Source organism: Streptomyces sp. NPDC051913 (genome assembly GCF_044593635.1).
GTDB lineage: Bacteria > Actinomycetota > Actinomycetes > Streptomycetales > Streptomycetaceae > Streptomyces.
The window spans coordinates 1104057-1120923 of record NZ_JBIUCI010000001.1; the positions used below are offsets into that span (position 1 = coordinate 1104057).

General features: G+C 70.2%; 16 protein-coding genes. 5 read left to right on the forward strand and 11 right to left on the reverse strand.

The genetic code is table 11. The features are described 5' to 3' along the window. Positions 1-19 precede the first annotated feature (19 nt). Entirely contained in the window at positions 20-1027 is a 1008-nt protein-coding gene (locus tag ACIHIX_RS05160) for a zinc-binding alcohol dehydrogenase family protein (RefSeq protein WP_399949833.1), read from the forward strand. Between the two features lie 82 nt (positions 1028-1109). Here ACIHIX_RS05160 and ACIHIX_RS05165 read toward each other — a convergent pair whose 3' ends face one another. Continuing rightward, positions 1110-1826, reverse strand: coding sequence for a hypothetical protein (locus ACIHIX_RS05165; RefSeq protein ID WP_399949836.1), 717 nt, complete (start codon positions 1824-1826; stop codon positions 1110-1112). Between the two features lie 87 nt (positions 1827-1913). Between ACIHIX_RS05165 and ACIHIX_RS05170 the strand changes: the two genes are divergently transcribed. Next, the gene (locus ACIHIX_RS05170) at positions 1914-2510 is read left to right on the forward strand and encodes a TetR/AcrR family transcriptional regulator (protein ID WP_399949839.1); all 597 of its coding nucleotides are present in this window, start codon (positions 1914-1916) and stop codon (positions 2508-2510) included. A 112-nt stretch (positions 2511-2622) separates the two neighbouring features. Further along, the gene (gene argG, locus ACIHIX_RS05175; protein WP_399949842.1) at positions 2623-4077 is read left to right on the forward strand and encodes an argininosuccinate synthase; all 1455 of its coding nucleotides are present in this window, start codon (positions 2623-2625) and stop codon (positions 4075-4077) included. A 95-nt stretch (positions 4078-4172) separates the two neighbouring features. Here the strand turns inward: argG and ACIHIX_RS05180 are convergent, their stop codons facing one another. After that, complete coding sequence (locus ACIHIX_RS05180) at positions 4173-5540, reverse strand: cytochrome P450 (protein ID WP_399949845.1); 1368 nt, start codon at positions 5538-5540, stop codon at positions 4173-4175. Positions 5541-5649: 109 nt separating this feature from the next. Then, on the reverse strand, positions 5650-6912 hold the full coding sequence (locus tag ACIHIX_RS05185) for a PucR family transcriptional regulator (protein WP_399949848.1): 1263 nt from the start codon (positions 6910-6912) through the stop codon (positions 5650-5652). A 118-nt stretch (positions 6913-7030) separates the two neighbouring features. Between ACIHIX_RS05185 and ACIHIX_RS05190 the strand changes: the two genes are divergently transcribed. Next, positions 7031-7480 carry a nucleoside deaminase gene (locus ACIHIX_RS05190; protein WP_399949851.1) on the forward strand — a complete coding sequence of 150 codons (450 nt, stop codon included), beginning with the start codon at positions 7031-7033 and terminating at the stop codon, positions 7478-7480. Continuing rightward, positions 7461-8438: an isopenicillin N synthase family dioxygenase gene (locus ACIHIX_RS05195; RefSeq protein ID WP_399949854.1), complete on the forward strand. Its 978-nt coding sequence runs from the start codon at positions 7461-7463 to the stop codon at positions 8436-8438. Before ACIHIX_RS05190 ends, ACIHIX_RS05195 begins: the two co-directional genes overlap by 20 nt. Here ACIHIX_RS05195 and ACIHIX_RS05200 read toward each other — a convergent pair. The 8 genes from ACIHIX_RS05200 to hemL form a co-directional block, all read right to left on the reverse strand. Further along, complete coding sequence (locus ACIHIX_RS05200; RefSeq protein WP_399949857.1) at positions 8431-8823, reverse strand: hypothetical protein; 393 nt, start codon at positions 8821-8823, stop codon at positions 8431-8433. The two genes, ACIHIX_RS05195 and ACIHIX_RS05200, sit on opposite strands and share 8 nt — an antisense overlap. Positions 8824-8887: 64 nt before the next feature. Next, entirely contained in the window at positions 8888-9985 is a 1098-nt protein-coding gene (gene ccsB / locus ACIHIX_RS05205) for a c-type cytochrome biogenesis protein CcsB (RefSeq protein WP_399949860.1), read from the reverse strand. Further along, positions 9982-11685, reverse strand: coding sequence for a cytochrome c biogenesis protein ResB (locus tag ACIHIX_RS05210; protein ID WP_399949863.1), 1704 nt, complete (start codon positions 11683-11685; stop codon positions 9982-9984). The genes ccsB and ACIHIX_RS05210 overlap by 4 nt, the downstream gene beginning before the upstream one ends. A 3-nt stretch (positions 11686-11688) precedes the next feature. After that, positions 11689-12411, reverse strand: coding sequence for a cytochrome c biogenesis CcdA family protein (locus ACIHIX_RS05215; protein WP_399950077.1), 723 nt, complete (start codon positions 12409-12411; stop codon positions 11689-11691). A gap of 64 nt (positions 12412-12475) precedes the next feature. Further along, positions 12476-13108: a TlpA family protein disulfide reductase gene (locus tag ACIHIX_RS05220; RefSeq protein WP_399949866.1), complete on the reverse strand. Its 633-nt coding sequence runs from the start codon at positions 13106-13108 to the stop codon at positions 12476-12478. A gap of 66 nt (positions 13109-13174) precedes the next feature. Continuing rightward, a complete protein-coding gene (locus ACIHIX_RS05225; RefSeq protein ID WP_399949868.1) occupies positions 13175-14458 on the reverse strand; it encodes a hypothetical protein in 1284 nt (427 codons plus the stop codon). 111 nt (positions 14459-14569) lie between these two features. Beyond that, complete coding sequence (locus tag ACIHIX_RS05230; RefSeq protein ID WP_399949871.1) at positions 14570-15253, reverse strand: histidine phosphatase family protein; 684 nt, start codon at positions 15251-15253, stop codon at positions 14570-14572. Then, a complete protein-coding gene (gene hemL, locus ACIHIX_RS05235; protein WP_399949874.1) occupies positions 15250-16569 on the reverse strand; it encodes a glutamate-1-semialdehyde 2,1-aminomutase in 1320 nt (439 codons plus the stop codon). The genes ACIHIX_RS05230 and hemL overlap by 4 nt, the downstream gene beginning before the upstream one ends. Positions 16570-16867: the final 298 nt, after the last annotated feature.

A 16867-nucleotide genomic window follows, 5' to 3' on the forward strand; every position in this document is an offset into this window, starting at 1 on the left:
CCAGAACGGGGTGTGCGGCATGCGCGCGATCGAGTTCCAGGAGTACGGCGGTCCCGAGGTCCTCAAGGCCGTCGAGGCGGAGGTCCCCGAGCCGGGCCCGGGGCAGGTCAGCGTCGACGTGGCGTACGCCGGGATCAACTTCGCCGACCTCAAGGCACGCGACTCGGGCTACCGGGTGCCGCGGCTGCCGTTCGTGCCCGGCCTGGAGGTCTCCGGCCGGGTCCGGGCGCTGGGCGAGGGGGTGACCGGCCTGACCGTCGGCCAGGAGGTCACCGCGCTGACCGAGGGCGGTGCCTACGCCGACGTGGCCGTGGCGGACACGGCGACCGTCTTCCCCATCCCCTCCGGCGTCGACCTGCGCACGGCCGCGACCTTGCCGACGGTGCTGCCGACGGCGTACGCCCTGGTCCACTCCGTGGGCCGGCTCCAGCCCGGCGAGACCGTGCTGGTGCAGGGCGCGGCGGGCGGCATCGGCACGGTCGTCGGACAGCTGGCCAAGGCGGCCGGCGGCACGGTGTACGGCGTGGTGTCCAGCGCCGCGAAGGCGGCGTACGCGCGCGAGTACGGGTACGACGAGGTCTTCGTCGGTGACTTCGAGGCGCCGGTGCGGGCGGCGACGGGCGGACGCGGGGTCGACCTCGTCCTCGACCCGGTCGGCGGCGACACCCTGCGCGCCGGCCTCGCCTCCCTCGCGGTCTTCGGCCGCCTGGTCTCCTTCGGCAACGCGAGCGGGGCGGAGGCGTGGAGCGTGGGCCAGCCGGAGCTGTATCCGTACGGCGTCACGGTCGGCGGCTTCTCCATCCTCACCCTGGCGCGGACGGCCCCGGCCGAGCTGCGGGACCTGACCGAGCGGGCGTTCGCGAAGGTCGCCGACGGGACCGTGACCCTGCCGGTCACCGCCGAGTTCGCCCTGGAGGAGGCCGCGGAGGCGCACCGCCTGATGGGGGCACGGACGAGCACGGGAAAGCTGCTGCTGCGGGTGGCCGACCAGTACGCCACCGTGTCGCAGGTGTTGCCGGTGGAGTAGACGGTGTCGACGTTCTTCTTGGTGAAGTTGCTGCCCTCGTTGACGTGGTCGAGCCTCGCCGAGGGTGAGGTCTCCTCGTCGCTCACCGGGCGTATGCCCCCAGGCCGACGAGGCAGTAGACGTACTCGTTGATGGCCGTCCCGTTCATCGTGTAGCGGTACGAGAAGGCGTACTCCGTACGCGGGTTGGCGTTGCACTGGCTCATGTCGGAGCTGAAGGGGATCGTCTGGATCACCTTGTAGTGCGCGTCCGACGCCGAGCAGTCGACCTCCTCGACGTCGTCGACCTCCTGCGCGGTGGTGGAGTCGGGGAGGGTTCCGTTGAGGCAGGTACCGGAGGTGTAGGGGTCGGGGGCCTCGGTCTCCTCCGCGTACGGGTCGTCCGTGTAGGGGTCGGCCGACGTGTACGGGTCCTCGGAGTACGGGTCGTCCGTGTACGGCTCGTACGTCCCCGAGTACGAGTACGACGGCGAGCTGTACCCGCTGTAGGAGCTGTACGGCGAGGCGTCGTCCGTGCTGTCGTCGTCTCCCCCGTTGGCGACGACCGCCACGAACACCACCAGGGCCGCGACCGCGAGGACCCCCACCCACTTCGCCGCGCCGGTGCCGCCCGACGCGCCCGCGGTGACCCGGACGCGCAGCAGCACCTCCTGCTGCCCGACCCACAGCCGTACGAGATCGCCGTCCCGGGCGGGAGGCACCCGGACGCGGACCGCGCCCGTCGGCAGCTGCACGGTGACGACGGCGCCGACAGCGGCCTGCTGCGGCGTCAGCGAAATGGAGGTCTCCTGTTGCGACACAGGGACGAGTGTGGAGCACCGAGCAGCCGAATTGGAGATCTTTTCTAGAAATTCACTTCAGAAAGCACGTGTTCTACCCTGGCCGCGATGAGCCCCAAGCAACAACGCGGCGAGGCCACGGTCGAGCAGCTCCTCGACGCCGCTCTGCGGGTGTACGCGGAGTCGGGCGAGCAGGGTCTGACCGTCACCGCGATCACCAAGGCCAGTGGCGTCAGCCTCGGCAGCCTCTACCACCACTTCGGCAGCATCAACGGACTGACGGACGCGTTGATGCACCGCTGGCTGGGCCGGCTGCTGGGCGAGCTGGCGACGGCCTTGCAGCAGACCCGTACCGCCCGCTCGGGCATCCGGGCGATCGTGCGGACGTATCTGGAGTTCGTCCGGGAGCACCACGACGCGGCCCTGCTGCTGCACTCCCCGCTCGCCGACCGGCGCGGCATGGCGCACGGCAAGGAGCTGCGCGACGCCCAGGAGGCGCGCCTCTCGCCGTTCGCGCTGTGGATCGAGCCGCGGGTGGCGTCGGGGGAGCTGGCCCCGCTGCCGCTCGGGCTGATCGAGTCACTGGTGCTCGGCCCGGTGATCGGGGTGGCGAGGCGCTGGCTGTCGGGGGTCGACGACGTGGACCTGGACGAGGCGACGCGGATCTTGCCGGAACGTATCTGGAGGTCGGTCGCGGGAGAGTGACGGAACGGGATGGGGACGCGATGGGGACGTCATGGGGACGCGCCGGGGACGTGACGGGGACCACTCCAGCACGGGGTTTGCATGACCATGCATTCCGATGCATAATCTTCCTATGTCCAAGGTCCTCACCTCCCTCCCCGTCGGCGAGCGCGTCGGCATCGCCTTCTCGGGCGGCCTCGACACCTCCGTCGCGGTCGCGTGGATGCGCGACAAGGGCAGCGTCCCCTGCACCTACACCGCCGACATCGGTCAGTACGACGAGCCCGACATCGCCTCGGTGCCCGGCCGCGCCAAGGCGTACGGCGCCGAGGTCGCGCGCCTGGTCGACTGCCGCGCGGCGCTGGTCGAGGAGGGCCTGGCCGCGCTGACCTGCGGCGCGTTCCACATCCGCTCCGGCGGGCGCGCGTACTTCAACACCACGCCGCTGGGCCGTGCCGTCACCGGCACGCTGCTGGTGCGGGCGATGCTGGAGGACGACGTCCAGATCTGGGGCGACGGCTCGACCTTCAAGGGCAACGACATCGAGCGGTTCTACCGCTACGGCCTCCTCGCCAACCCGCACCTCCGGATTTACAAGCCCTGGCTGGACGCGGACTTCGTCACGGAGCTCGGCGGCCGCAAGGAGATGTCGGAGTGGCTGGTCGCCCACGGCCTGCCCTACCGGGACTCGACGGAGAAGGCGTACTCCACCGACGCCAACATCTGGGGCGCCACGCACGAGGCGAAGACCCTGGAGCACCTGAACACCGGCCTGGAGACCGTCGACCCGATCATGGGCGTCAGGTTCTGGGACCCGTCGGTCGAGATCCCCACCGAGGACGTGACGATCGGCTTCGAGCAGGGCCGCCCGGTCACGATCAACGGCAAGGAGTTCGCCACGGCGGTCGACCTCGTCATGGAGGCCAACGCCATCGGCGGCCGCCACGGCCTGGGCATGTCCGACCAGATCGAGAACCGGATCATCGAGGCCAAGAGCCGCGGTATCTACGAGGCGCCGGGCATGGCCCTGCTGCACGCCGCGTACGAGCGTCTCGTCAACGCCGTCCACAACGAGGACACCCTCGCCCAGTACCACATCGAGGGCCGCCGCCTCGGCCGGCTGATGTACGAGGGCCGCTGGCTGGACCCGCAGGCGCTGATGATCCGTGAGTCGCTCCAGCGCTGGGTCGGCGCGGCGATCACCGGCGAGGTCACCCTGCGGCTGCGGCGCGGCGAGGACTACTCGATCCTCGACACGACCGGCCCGGCGTTCTCGTACCACCCGGACAAGCTCTCCATGGAGCGCACCGAGGACTCGGCCTTCGGCCCTGTGGACCGCATCGGCCAGCTGACCATGCGCAACCTCGACATCGCCGACTCCCGCGCCAAGCTGGAGCAGTACGTCGGCCTCGGCCTGATCGGCACCGGCAGCCCCACCATCGGCGCCTCCCAGGCCGCCGCGACGGGCCTCATCGGCACCATGCCGGAGCTGCCCGAGGGCGGCGCCGAGGCGATCGCCTCCCGCGGCGAGGTCTCCGAGGACGAGGCCCTGCTGGACCGCGCGGCGATGGAGTCCGGCACGGACTGACGGCCGTACGCGACAAGGTCGTACGCAGCGAGCACAAGGAAGGCCGGCCCCGGGACGCGGGGCCGGCCTTCCGGCGTCCGAGGAACAGACCCGCGCTACAGACCCACCCCGGCCCGGGAGCGGTCCCGCGGGCTGACGGTCATCCGCAGGGCGCGCGGTCGTACGGTGAGCCGGGCGACCTGGCGGACGACCTGGCCCTCGGCGAGTTCCAGCCGCACGGAGCGCAGCATCGTGGCGAGCGCCACGACCATCTCGGTGAGGGCCAGCCGGTCCCCCATGCACTTGTGCTTGCCGTCCCCGAAGGGCAGGAACGCGCCCGGCGGCAGCGTCTGCGCGCCGTCGAGCCAGCGGTCCGGGTGGAAGGTGAGCGGGTCGGAGAAGCGCGCGGGGTCGCGGTGCAGGGCGTGCTGGCAGTAGGCCAGTTCGGTGCCCGCGGGCAGCGTCCACGCGCCGAGCCGGGTCTCCTCGATGGTGCGCCGGGTGACCAGCCAGCCGGGGTGGTGCAGCCGCAGGGTCTCGGTGATCACCCGGTTCAGGTACGGCAGCCGCATCACGTCGTCGAAGGTGACCGGCCGTTCGCCGAGGACCTCGTCCAGTTCGGCCAGGGCCCGGGCCTCGACGCCGGGGTTGCGGGTGAGTTCGTACAGCGTCCAGGACAGCACCGACGCGGTGGTCTCGGTGCCCGCGACGGCCAGAGTGAAGATCTCGGAGCTGATCTGGTGCCCGGTCAGCGGCCGGCCGGTCTCCTCGTCGACGGCGCGCAGCAGCATGGAGAGCATGTCCCCGGTGTCGTGCCCGGAGGCCTGTAGTTCGTCGACGGCGGTGTTGATGGTGGCGCGCACTCCGGCGCGGGCCCGGTCGAAGCGGCGGTTGAAGGGCAGCGGCAGCCGCTCGGCCCAGTCGGGCAGCATCATGCGCACGCCGACGCCGTTCATCACCACCGACAGGTTGCCGCGCAGCCGCTGGAAGACGGCCTCGTCGAGGCTGCCGGCGAACACCGTCTTGGCCAGCATGTCGAGGCTGAGCCCGACCATCGCCTCGCGCACGTCGAGGGGCCGCCCGCGTTCCCAGGCGGCGACGGTGGCCGTCACCTCGGCGCGCATGAGATCGACGTACCGGCTGATCTCGGTGTGGGCGAAGGCCGGTTGGAGCTGACGGCGTTTGCGTACGTGGTTGCGGCCGGTGGCGGTGACGACGCTGTCGCCGAGCAGCTGGCCGAGCTTGTCGTAGAGCCGGCCCTTGTCGAGGCTGGGGCCCAGCGCCTTGAGCATCTGGTGGATCAGGGCCGGGTCCTGGACGACGATGGTGCGCGTCCCTGGCTGGAGGACGATCTCGACGAGGGGTTCCCGTGTCTCGCGCAGCGAGTCGATGAAGCCGAGGTTGTCGCGCATCTTCAGCGCGTGGCCGATGAGCGGAAACGATCCTGCGGCCCGGGGTATGGGGGGAGGCGCAGTGGACGTCACGGGTCATCCCTTCACGGCAGTCGTGGGCGCCCTATGACTTCCCTGACCTTTCCCCAATGCAATCCTGTCATGAACGTGTCCTGCGCCACGTGAAACGGTCCGGCCGGCCTCAGGCCACCGTCCGCAGCCCGCCCCGCGCCTCGTCTCCCTTGCCCCGCACCACCCGGTGCGCACAGGCCGCCGCCAGCAACTCCCCCAGCAGATCCGGGTCACCGATCTCCAGGCCCAGCAACGACTCGATCCGCTCCAGCCGTTGGTAGAGGGACTGGCGGCCGATGTGGAGCAGGGCCGCCGTACGGGTCGGCGAGCAGCCGTTGCGCAGATGGATCTCCAACGTCCGTACCAGGTCGCTCGGATGGGCCGCCTCCCACTCCAACAGCGGTCCCAGCGCGTGCTGGACGAGGCCGGCGAGGCGCTCACGGTTGGCGTCCACACCGCCCCGGGTCAGCTCCCGTTCCAGGGCGAGGGCCCGCGAGGAGGTCACCAACGGGCCGTCGGGAGCGGCGGGTTCGGCGGCGGGCACGGTCAACGCCAGTTCCAGGGTCGTACGGGCCGCACGCAGCGTGTCGCTCCAGCGCAGCCAGCCGCTCTCCGCGGCGACGGCGTGCCCGACCGCCACGGTCAGACCGGGCGTGGCGGTGGCACGGAAGGCGTCCTGCACCGCCCGCACCGGGTCACCGCCGCGGGGGGTCGCGGGCAGCGCCAGCAACGCCAGGACGTCCCCCGGGAACGCGGCCCGCAGCCCGCTCGCCCCGCCCAGCACCCGCACCGCCCGGTCGACCGCCCCCGTCTCCCGTGCCCCGTGCACGGACACCCCGAGCAGCCGCACTCCCGGCCCCGGATGGAACCCGGCGAGGGCCGCCCGCGCCTCCACCTCGGGCTGGTTCAGCGCCGCCCGGTCGGCGAGATCGGCGAGCAGGGCCGCCGTGTGGTCGTCACCCCAGGGCCGTACGACACCACGCCCCGACAGCCCCCGCGCCACGATCGCCCGGTTGGCGGCCTCCGTGATCCGTACGAAGGGCACGACCCGGCGCAGCGCCAGCAGCGGCAGGCCGAGGCGGCGGGCCTCGTCGGTCACCTCGGCGGGCATGGCGGGCAGCGACCGCCCGACCTCCACCGCGAGCCCGGCGGCGCCCCGGGCGGCCAGCTCCCGCACATACCGGCGGCGCACCTCCTCCTCGGCGTCCGTGAGCCCGAACCCGTTGGTGAGCAGCAGTTCGCCGCCGTCGAGGAAGTTGGCGCCCTCGTACACCTCACTCGAATGCACCCAGCGCACGGGCCGGTCCAGGCCCTCGGCGCCCGCGAGCAGCTCGGGCTCGGTGGCGCGGACGGGGTCGAGGGCCAGGATCTCGCGGAGGGTGAGTGCGGGCATGCGCGCCTCCCGACAGTTGTCCGGCTGTGGGCCGCCCGACAGTTCGTCCGGCCGCGGGCTGCCCGGAGAGTACTTTCCGCACGTTGCCCTCGTGTTTCGGTCACCGCAGAGTGGACGTATGGATCAGGTTCAGGCACATACCTGGCTGGCGACCGCCGTCGCCGAGGCCCGCGCCGGGCTCGCCGAGGGCGGCATCCCGATCGGTGCCGCGCTCTACGGCGCCGACGGCACGCTCCTCGGCCGCGGCCACAACCGGCGCGTCCAGGACGACGACCCGTCGACGCACGCGGAGACGGCGGCGTTCCGCGCGGCGGGCAGACAGCGCTCCTACCGGGGCACGACGATGGTCACGACCCTCTCTCCCTGCTGGTACTGCTCCGGCCTTGTCCGCCAGTTCGGTATCTCGCGGGTGGTGGTCGGCGAGGCGGCCACCTTCCACGGCGGGCACGACTGGCTGGCGGAGCACGGCGTGGAGATCGTGCTCCTGGACGACCCCGCATGCGTGTCGATGATGCGCGACTTCATCGACAAGAACCCGGCTCTGTGGAATGAGGACATCGGTGAGTGAGCCCCGTATCCCGACGATCGACCTGAAGCCCTGGACGCACGGCGACCCCGAGGCCCGGGCCGCCATCGCCCGGACCGTCGACGAGGCCCTCCAGACCGCCGGCTTCCTGCTGGTCACCGGCCATGGTGTGGACCCGGCCCTGCGCGCGGCCATCCGCGAGGCCGCCCGCGCGTTCTTCCGGCTCCCCGCCGACGTCAAGCAGCCCTACGCCGTGAAGGTCGGCGGGCGGGGCTGGCTCGGCCCGGGCGCGGAGGCGAACGGCTACTCGGAGGGCACGCAGACTCCGCCCGACCTGAAGGAGTCGCTGTCCTTCGCGACCCACGAGCCGTTCGACGACCCGGTCGTCAACGCGGAGTGGTACGCGCCGAACGTCTGGCCCGGCGAAGTCCCGGAGCTGCGGGCGCTGGTGGAGGAGTACCTGGAGAAGATGGCCGACCTGGAGAAGGAACTCCTGTCCCTCCTGGGCGAGGCGCTCGGCTTTGAACCCGACTTCTTCTCCCGCCACATGGACCATCCGACCTACGGCTTCAACATCAACTGGTACCCGGGCACCGAGGTCGTCGGCGAGCCGGAACCCGGCCAGTTCCGCATCGGCCCGCACACCGACTTCGGCACGGTGACGATCCTCGACCGGCAGGCGGGGAAGGGCGGGTTGCAGGTGTGGACGGACGCGGGCGGCTGGGAGGACGCGCCCTTCGATCCGGCCGCCTTCACCATCAACATCGGTGACCTGATGGCGCGTTGGACGGGAGACCGCTGGCGCTCCGGCCGCCACCGCGTCCTCCCGCCGCCCGCTGACGCCCCCGCCGAGGAGCTGATGTCCCTCGTCTACTTCGGCGAGTGCACGCCGGGGACACGGGTGGAATCCGTCCCGGCGCCGATCGGACGGGTGGCGTACGAGCCGGTCGACTCGCATGTGTACCTGCGCGGCCAGCTGGACTCGATCACCGTCACCTGAGGACGTGGACGAGCCGCTCGAAGCGCGCCCGCCAGAGCGGCTCGGTCACGCCCTCCCCCTGGAACTCATGGGTGAACCGCAGCGCACTGCCGTCATCCCCGTCCCGCTCCAGAAGGAACCGAAGCCGCCCGCCCGCCACCGTGTACTCGGCGACCCGGTCCACGTCCCACGCGGTGATCTGCCCGTCCCCCAGCTCCCCGAGGCTGACGGCGCCGCCGAGCCGCGGTTCGAGGACCTCGGCATCGGTGAACCAGCCGCCGAGCCCCTCCCGCGTCGCCACCGCCGTCCAGACCTGCTCCATGGGCCGGGGCAGCCGCACCAGGAAGTGGAGTATGCGCGTGTTCCCGTGCGTCTGGCCGGCGCCTTGTTCGACGGATCCACTCATGCCACCAGCGTGACGCGTGACGCGGCGATCTGCACGCCGTCCGCCACGCGTCCGCGTACGGGATCTAGACGCCCGCGTACGAGTGCTTGCCGGAGACGAAGATGTTGACTCCGTAGTAGTTGAACAGCCAGCAGCCGAAGGCGAGGAGGGCCAGGTAGGCGGCCTTGCGGCCCTTCCAGCCGGCCGTGGCGCGGGCGTGCAGGTAGCAGGCGTAGGCGACCCAGGTGATGAAGGCCCAGGTCTCCTTGGGGTCCCAGCCCCAGTAGCGGCCCCACGCGTCGCCCGCCCAGATCGCGCCGGCGATGATCGTGAAGGTCCACAGCGGGAAGACCGCCGCGTTGACGCGGTAGGAGAACTTGTCGAGGGAGGAGGAGGCCGGCAGGCGTTCCAGGAAGGACGTGGCGAACTTGCCCGGCTTGCCGCCGCCCGCGAGCTTGCTCTCGTAGGAGTCCTTGAACAGGTACAGGATCGTGCTGACCGCGCCCACGTAGAAGACCGCGCCGCACAGGATCGCCGTGGAGACGTGGATGTACAGCCAGTACGAGTGCAGGGCGGGAACCAGTTGGTCGCTGGCGGTGTACAGGACGGTGACGGCGATACCGAGATCGAGGAGGACCGAGGTGATGAGGAACAGGCCCATCCAGCGCACGTTCTTCTTCAGCGCCAGCAGCGAGAGGTACACGCCGACGGCCACCGTGGAGAAGGTGATGTTGAACTCGTACATGTTGCCCCAGGGCGCCCGCTCCACCGAGGCCGCGCGGGCGATGACCCCGGCGAGTTCGATGAGGAAGGCGAGCACCGTGAGGGACACGGCGATACGGCCGTAGAGGTCACCCTGCTCGTCCCCGCCGTGCGCCCCGGGCCCGTCCGGCACGTCGCGCTGCCCGGCGGCAGCCCGTACGACGACCTGCGGCCGTTCCAGTACGGCGGTGGAGCCGCCCTTCTTCACCGTGACCGCGGGCGCCTTCCGCTCCGCCGACCCGGCTGTCAGCGCGGCGGCCGTGCGGCCGATCTTGCTGCGGCTGCCGAAGATCCATTCGGTGATGTACGCGAAGAAGGCCAGCGTGTAGACGGCCATCGCGGAGTAGATCAGCGTGTTGCTGAGGTTCGCGAGATGTTCGTTGGTGGCGGCGGCCAGATCCGTCGCGGCGGCGAGAGTCACTTCCCGGGCCTTTCGGCAGGTACGACTTGGGGGTTGGAGGTTGCGGTGGAGTCTTCGTCCGGGTCAGGTGCCCCGGGAGCCTGGTCGTAGAGGAGGTCGGCGAGCGTCCCGAGCTCCTCGGGCACCTTCGCGGACTCGCTGCGGCCGAGCCCGGCCATCTCGACGACCGTGACGCCGTCGTCGCCCCGGACCGCCCGCACCCACACCCGGCGGCGCTGGATGAACAGGGAGCCGGCGAGCCCGAAGATCGCGGCGACGGCACCGGCCAGCGCCCAGCCGCTGCCGGGCTGGCGGGTCACCTGGAAGTTGGCCCACTCCTCGGTGGACTCGTAGGTGATCGAGCCGGCGCCGTTCGGGAGCTTCATGGTCTCGCCGGGCCGCAGGTTCTCCCGCTGCTGGCCCTTGCCGTCCTTGAACGCCTTCAGATGCGACTTGTCGAGCTGGTACACGCTCTGCGGAACACCGGCGTCGACGCCCAGGTCACCGTAGTAGCCGGCCAGGTTCAGTACCGGGTTGCCCAGTGCGGGGAAGGTGGAGGACACCTCGTTGCCCGGGGTGTACGTCGGCAGGAAGAAGGCCTCGAAGCCCAGCTGCTGCCGCTCGCCCTTGGCATCGCGGTAGCCGTCCATGACCTTGACGACACCGGAGGAGGTGATGTTGCTGTCCAGCGGCAGCAGTGGCACGGCGTCGTGGTAGACGACATCGCCCTTGCCGTCGCGGACCGTGATGACGGGCGCGTAGCCGTGGGCGGTCAGATAGACCTTCGAGTCGCCGATCTCCAGCGGCTCGTTGACCTTGACGATCGTCTTCCTGGCCTTGCCGTACGCGCCCACGCTGTAGGAGATGTCGGCCTGGAAGGTGCGCGCGGTGCCGCGGTTGGGGCCGGACTTCTCGTAGGTGCCCTGGAAGTCGTTCAGGTGGAAGCTGAACGGGTCCAGGTCGTCCTGGTTGAAGAGGCTGCCGGACTTGAAGTCGTCGTACTGGGTGAGGGTGTTGGAGAACCCGCCGCCCTCGACGATCAGCTTGTTGCCCTCCATCTTGAACAGCTGACCCCAGGCGAAGGCGATCAGCATCACGATGAGGGCGATGTGGAAGGCGAGGTTGCCGACCTCGCGCAGATAGCCCTTCTCGGCGGCGACGGCGTCATCGGCGAGGTGGGCGCGGAAGCGGCGCTTCTTGAGGAGGGCCAGGGCGGCCTCGCGGACCTGCTCGGGCTCGGCCTCGGTGCGCCAGGTGGTGTACGCGGGCAGCCGGTTCAGGCGCTTCGGGGCGCCCGGCGGACGGCCGCGCAGCTGGCCGACGAACTGCCAGGTGCGCGGGATGATGCAGCCGATCAGGGAGACGAACAGCAGGATGTAGATCGCGGAGAACCACACCGAGCTGTAGACGTGGAAGAGGCCGAGCTTGTCGTAGACGTCCCCGAGGGTGGGGTTGTCCTTGCGGAACTGGGCCACCTTCGTCTCGTCGGTCCCGGACTGCGGGATCAGCGAGCCGGGGATCGCGCCGAGCGACAGCAGCAGGAGCAGCAGCAGCGCGACCCGCATCGAGGTGAGCTGCCGCCAGAACCAGCGGGCCCAGCCGATCACGCCCAGGGAGGGCACGTTCAGGGTGTCCTCGGGCGCGGTGGACAGCTGGGAGCCGGCGGCGCCGAGGTCCTCGTCGCCGGCGGGCGGGGTCGGGTCGGTTGTCGTCTTGCTCATCGATCAGATCCCCACAGTGAAGCCGTTGGACCAGGCCTGCATCTCCTGCACGATGCTGTCCCAGGCGCCGGTCAGCAGCAGGACACCGGTCAGGATCATCATGGTGCCGCCGATGCGCATCACCCAGACGTAGTGCCGCTTGACCCAGGCGAAGGCGCCGAGCGCCTTGCGGAAGGCTACGGCAGCGAGCACGAAGGGGACACCGAGGCCGAGGCAGTAGGCGACGGTCAGTATCGCGCCGCGCAGGGCGCTGCCGTCCTGCATGGCGAGCGTCTGCACCGAGGACAGCGTGGGTCCGATGCAGGGCGTCCAGCCGATGCCGAACAGGGCGCCGAGCAGCGGGGCGCCGGCCAGCCCGGTGGCGGGCCGGGTATGGAAGCGGAACTCGCGCTGGGTGAGCCAGGGCATCATCCCCATGAAGAAGACGCCCATGAGGATCATGAGGACGCCGAGCACCTTGGACAGGACGTCCCGCTCCTCCTGGAGGGTCTGTCCGAAGTAGCCGAACAGCGCCCCGCCGGAGACGAAGACGACGGTGAAGCCGAGGACGAACAGGGACGCACCGGCGGCCATCCGGCCCCGCCGGGCCTCGGCGAGATCGGTGCCGCTGACGCCGGTGACGTACGACAGATAGCCGGGCACCAGCGGCAGGACGCAGGGGGAGAAGAAGGAGACGAGTCCGCCGAGCAGGGCGATCGGCAGGGCGAGCAGCAGGGCGCCGCTCATCACGGTGTCGTTCTGCCCCACCCCGGCGGCGAGCGTGGTCACTCCGGTGACGGCCGCGCTCACGTCACTTCTCCGCGAGGACGGGCTTGATCATGCCGAGCAGCGTGTCCTCGCTGAGCGCCTGGAGCGCGCGGGCGGCGAGCTTGCCGTCGCGGTCGATGACGAGCGTGGAAGGGATCAGCTGCGGGTTGAGGGTGCCCTTCTTGAACCGGAGCATCTGCTTGCCCGTCGGGTCGTAGATGCTCGGGTAGGTGATCCCGAACTCCTTCTCGAAGGACCTCGCGAGGGTGGTGCTGGCGTCCCGCGTGTTGAGGCCGACGAACTCGACGCCCTGGCCCTTGACCTTCTCGTAGACGCTCTGGAGGTTCTTCGCCTCGGCCCGGCAGGGCGAGCACCAGGAGCCCCACACATTGACGACGAGGACCTTGCCCTTGTAGTCGGCGGTGGACAGCTGCTTCCCGTCGATGGTCTCGCCGGACAGCTCGGGCGCCGCGGTCCGCTTGCCCTCGGCGACGGTGTCGACGCCGTTGTTGCCGGTGATGAAGTTGGTGTCGCCGCCCCCGCCCGACACTCCGCCGGAACTGCACGCGGTGAGGGTCAGCGCGGCGACCGCGGCGACTCCGGTGAGGAGAAGGGCCCGACGGCGGGTGCGCGTGGTGCGGTTCGGGCGCTGGGGGGCGCTGCTGGCGGCACTCATGTGAAAAGTTTCGCATGCCCGTTCTGGGGATCTTGCGCACCCCCCTTGCGGGCGGAAACCCGCATATCAGGCGGCGTTCACAGAGGTCTCCTTCGTGTCCTTCGTGTCCTTCGTGTACGAGGCCCAGCCCCCGACAGGTGCCTGCCCGACATCCAGACCCCGCAGCTTCTCCAGCACCTCGGGCTTCTGCACGTCCATCCAGTCGACGAACTGCCGGAAGGAGACGAGGCGTACGTCCTCGCCCTTCTCCTTCTCGGCGGCGATGTGCTTCAGCGCCTGCTCCACGGCGTCCATGTAGATGCCGCCGTTCCAGTGCTCGAAATGGTTGCCGATGAAGAAGGGTGCGCGATTTGTCTCGTATGCCCGCTGGAAGCCGGAGATGTACGCGTCGGCGGACTGCTTGCGCCAGGCCGGGTAATTGTGGCTGGGGGCGTTGGTGGAGTTGATCGACTGGTTGGCGAGCATGTTGTAGTCCATCGAGAGGACCTCGAAGCTGCGCCCGGGGAACGGGATCTGCTGGAGCGGCAGATCCCACAGCCCGCCCTTCTTCTGCGGCCACACCTGCCGCCCGCCGGGCGAGGAGGCGTCGTACCGCCAGCCCAGCTCCTTGGCGGTGGGCAACAGGTTGTCCTGCCCGAGCAGACAGGGCGTACGACCGCCGACGAGTTCCTTGTCGTAGTCGAAGGGCAGGGCCGGCAGATCGGTCCAGCCGGTGTTGGTCCGCCACTCCTTCACAAAGGCCTTGGCCTGGTCGATCTCACTGCGCCACTGCTGGGGCGTCCAGTTGCCGACACTGCCGTAGCCGCCGCAGAAGTGCCCGTTGAAGTGGGTGCCGATCTCGTGCCCCTCCAGCCAGGCGCGGCGCACGTTGGTGAGGGTGGCCTTGACGTGCTCGTCGGTGAGATAGCCGATGTCGGAGGCGCCGACGGGGTTGTTGGGCGGGTCGTAGAGCCGCTTCTTCGACTCGGGCAGCAGATACAGCCCGGAGAGGAAGAAGGTCATGTGGACGCCGTGCTCCTTGGCGAGGTCCAGGAAGCGCGGAAAGAGTCCGTTGCCGACCTCGCCCGCCCCGTCCCAGGAGAAGACGACGAACTGCGGCGGGGTCTGCCCCGGCTCCAGCGGCTCCGGCTTGGCCGGCTGGCCTGGCTGCTTGCCGGTGTACGAGGTGGAGCCGTCGCCGATGGGGCGGGCGCTCGGGGTCTTCTTGCCGGGTTGTTTGCCGCCGGTGGCGGAACCCGGGGCCGGGCTCGGCCCGTCTGACGACGTGAGAGTGCCGCACCCCGCGAGTCCTACGGCGGCGGCACCCCCGACGCCGAGTCCTATCGCTCCCCTGCGGGTGAGAGTGCGCATGGCATCCCCGTTCGTCACGTTCTCTGGTGGTCACCCATTCAGAGGACGTGACGAACGGAGGCGTTCCGTCTGTATTTTCGCGATTGCGTAACAGAAGCCCCCAAGGGGAACTTACGCCCCGAAGGCCTTGTCCTTGCCCTTCACCGGCTTCGCACCCGCACGCAGATGAGCCGGTACGAGGTCGATCGCCGGCTCGGAGTAGCCCACGGACACGATCTTGTCGCCCTGGTACGTGAACGTCGTCAGCGAGGCGAGCGTGCACTGCCGCTTGCGCGGGTCGTGCCACAGCCGGCGCCGCTCGACGTACGACCGCACGATCCAGATCGGCAGCTGATGGCTGACCAGCACCGCCTCGTGCCCTCGCGCCGCGTCCTTCGCCGCGTCCAGCGCCCCCATCATGCGGACGACCTGGTCGACGTACGGCTCACCCCAGGACGGCTTGAAGGGGTTGACGAGGTGCTTCCAGTTGTCGGGGTTCTTCAGCGCCCCGTCGCCGACGCCGAAGGTCTTGCCCTGGAAGACGTTGTCGGCCTCGATGAGCCGCGCGTCGGTCGCGAGGTCGAGGCCGTGCGCCTTGGCGATCGGCGTGGCGGTCTCCTGCGCCCGCTCCAGCGGGGAGGCACAGACGTAGGTCACGTCCCGCGAGGAGAGGTGCTCGGCGACCCGGTCGGCCATCTGCCGGCCCAGCTCGGAGAGGTGGTACCCGGCGAGGCGGCCGTAGAGGATGCCGTCCGGGTTGGCGACCTCGCCGTGCCGCATGACGTGGACGACGGTGATGTCAGTGTTGCCGGTCATGCTGCCGTGGCCTCCGCTGCCGCACGGGCCGCCGCCGGAAGGGCGTCGGCGATCTTCTGAACCGCCTGCTCGTCATGGGCGGTGGAGACGAACCACGACTCGAAGGAGGAGGGCGGAAGGTAGACGCCCTGCGCCAGCATCGAGTGGAAGAACGCGGTGAAGCGGAAGGACTCCTGCTTCTTGGCGTCCTCGTAGTCGCGCACCTCGCGGTCCGTGAAGAAGACGGAGAACATGTTGGAGGCGGTCTGCAACCGGTGTGCGACGCCTTCCTTGGAGAGCGCCTCGGTGACGAGCGACTGGATGGTCGCCGACACGGAGTCGACCTTGTCGTACGCCGCCTCGTCGAGCAGGCGCAGCTGGGCGAGACCGGCGGCGGTGGCGACGGGGTTCCCGGAGAGGGTGCCGGCCTGGTAGACGGGCCCGGCCGGCGCGAGGTGGGCCATGACGTCCGCGCGGCCACCGAACGCGGCGGCCGGGAAGCCGCCGCCCATGACCTTGCCGAAGGTCATCAGGTCGGGCTCGACACCGTCGATGCCGTACCACCCGGCGCGGCTGGTGCGGAAGCCGGTCATCACCTCGTCGGAGATGTAGAGGGCGCCGTTCTTGGAGCAGGTGTCCTTGAGCCCCTGGTTGAAGCCGGGCCGCGGCGGGACGACACCCATGTTGCCGGGCGAGGCCTCGGTGATGACACAGGCGATCTCGCCGGGGTGCCGGTGGAAGGCCTCCTGCACGGCTTCGAGGTCGTTGTACGGCAGCACGATGGTGTCGCCGGCCTGGGCACCGGTGACGCCGGGGGTGTCGGGCAGCGCGAAAGTGGCCACCCCGCTGCCCGCTGCGGCGAGGAGAGAGTCCACATGGCCGTGGTAGCAGCCGGCGAACTTGATGACCTTGGTGCGCCGGGTGAAGCCGCGGGCGAGGCGGATGGCGGACATGGTCGCCTCGGTGCCGCTGGAGACGAGCCGCACCTGCTGGAGGGGCGCGATCCGCTCGACCATCTCCTCGGCGAGCGCCACCTCGCCCTCGCCGGGCGTGCCGAAGGAGGTGCCGCGCGAGACGGCGTCCTGCACGGCGGCGATCACGTCCGGGTGGGAGTGCCCGAGGATCATGGGCCCCCAGGAGCAGACGAGGTCGACGTACTCACGCCCGTCGGCGTCGGTGAGATACGGACCACGGCCCGACACCATGAACCGGGGCGTGCCGCCCACGGCGCGGAAGGCGCGCACCGGGGAGTTCACGCCGCCCGGTGTGACGGTGGCCGCACGGTCGAACAGGGCCTGTGAGGCAGGCGCATCGTATGAATAGGGCGTTTCACTCATGACCTGCGACTTCTCCGACCTCTCGGACTCCGGTTGGCGGCTTTCCCACTCAGGGTAGGGCAGGGCCTGAAGCCCCCCCGGCCGACGGCGGGCCGAGGTGCGGTGGCATCTGCGAAACTGGGACCTGATACACACAGCTCGTACGGCCCGTGGTGTTCGACAGGCCGCGAAGATCCTTGTGAGCATCCTGCGGACAGGTGTTTCAACGCACGTTTCGGCGGGCGGCCGTGGGGGAGGTCACTGACACGATGATCGGGTTGCGCGGCGGGGGCCACGCGTCCTAGAAAAGCAGTCGGGT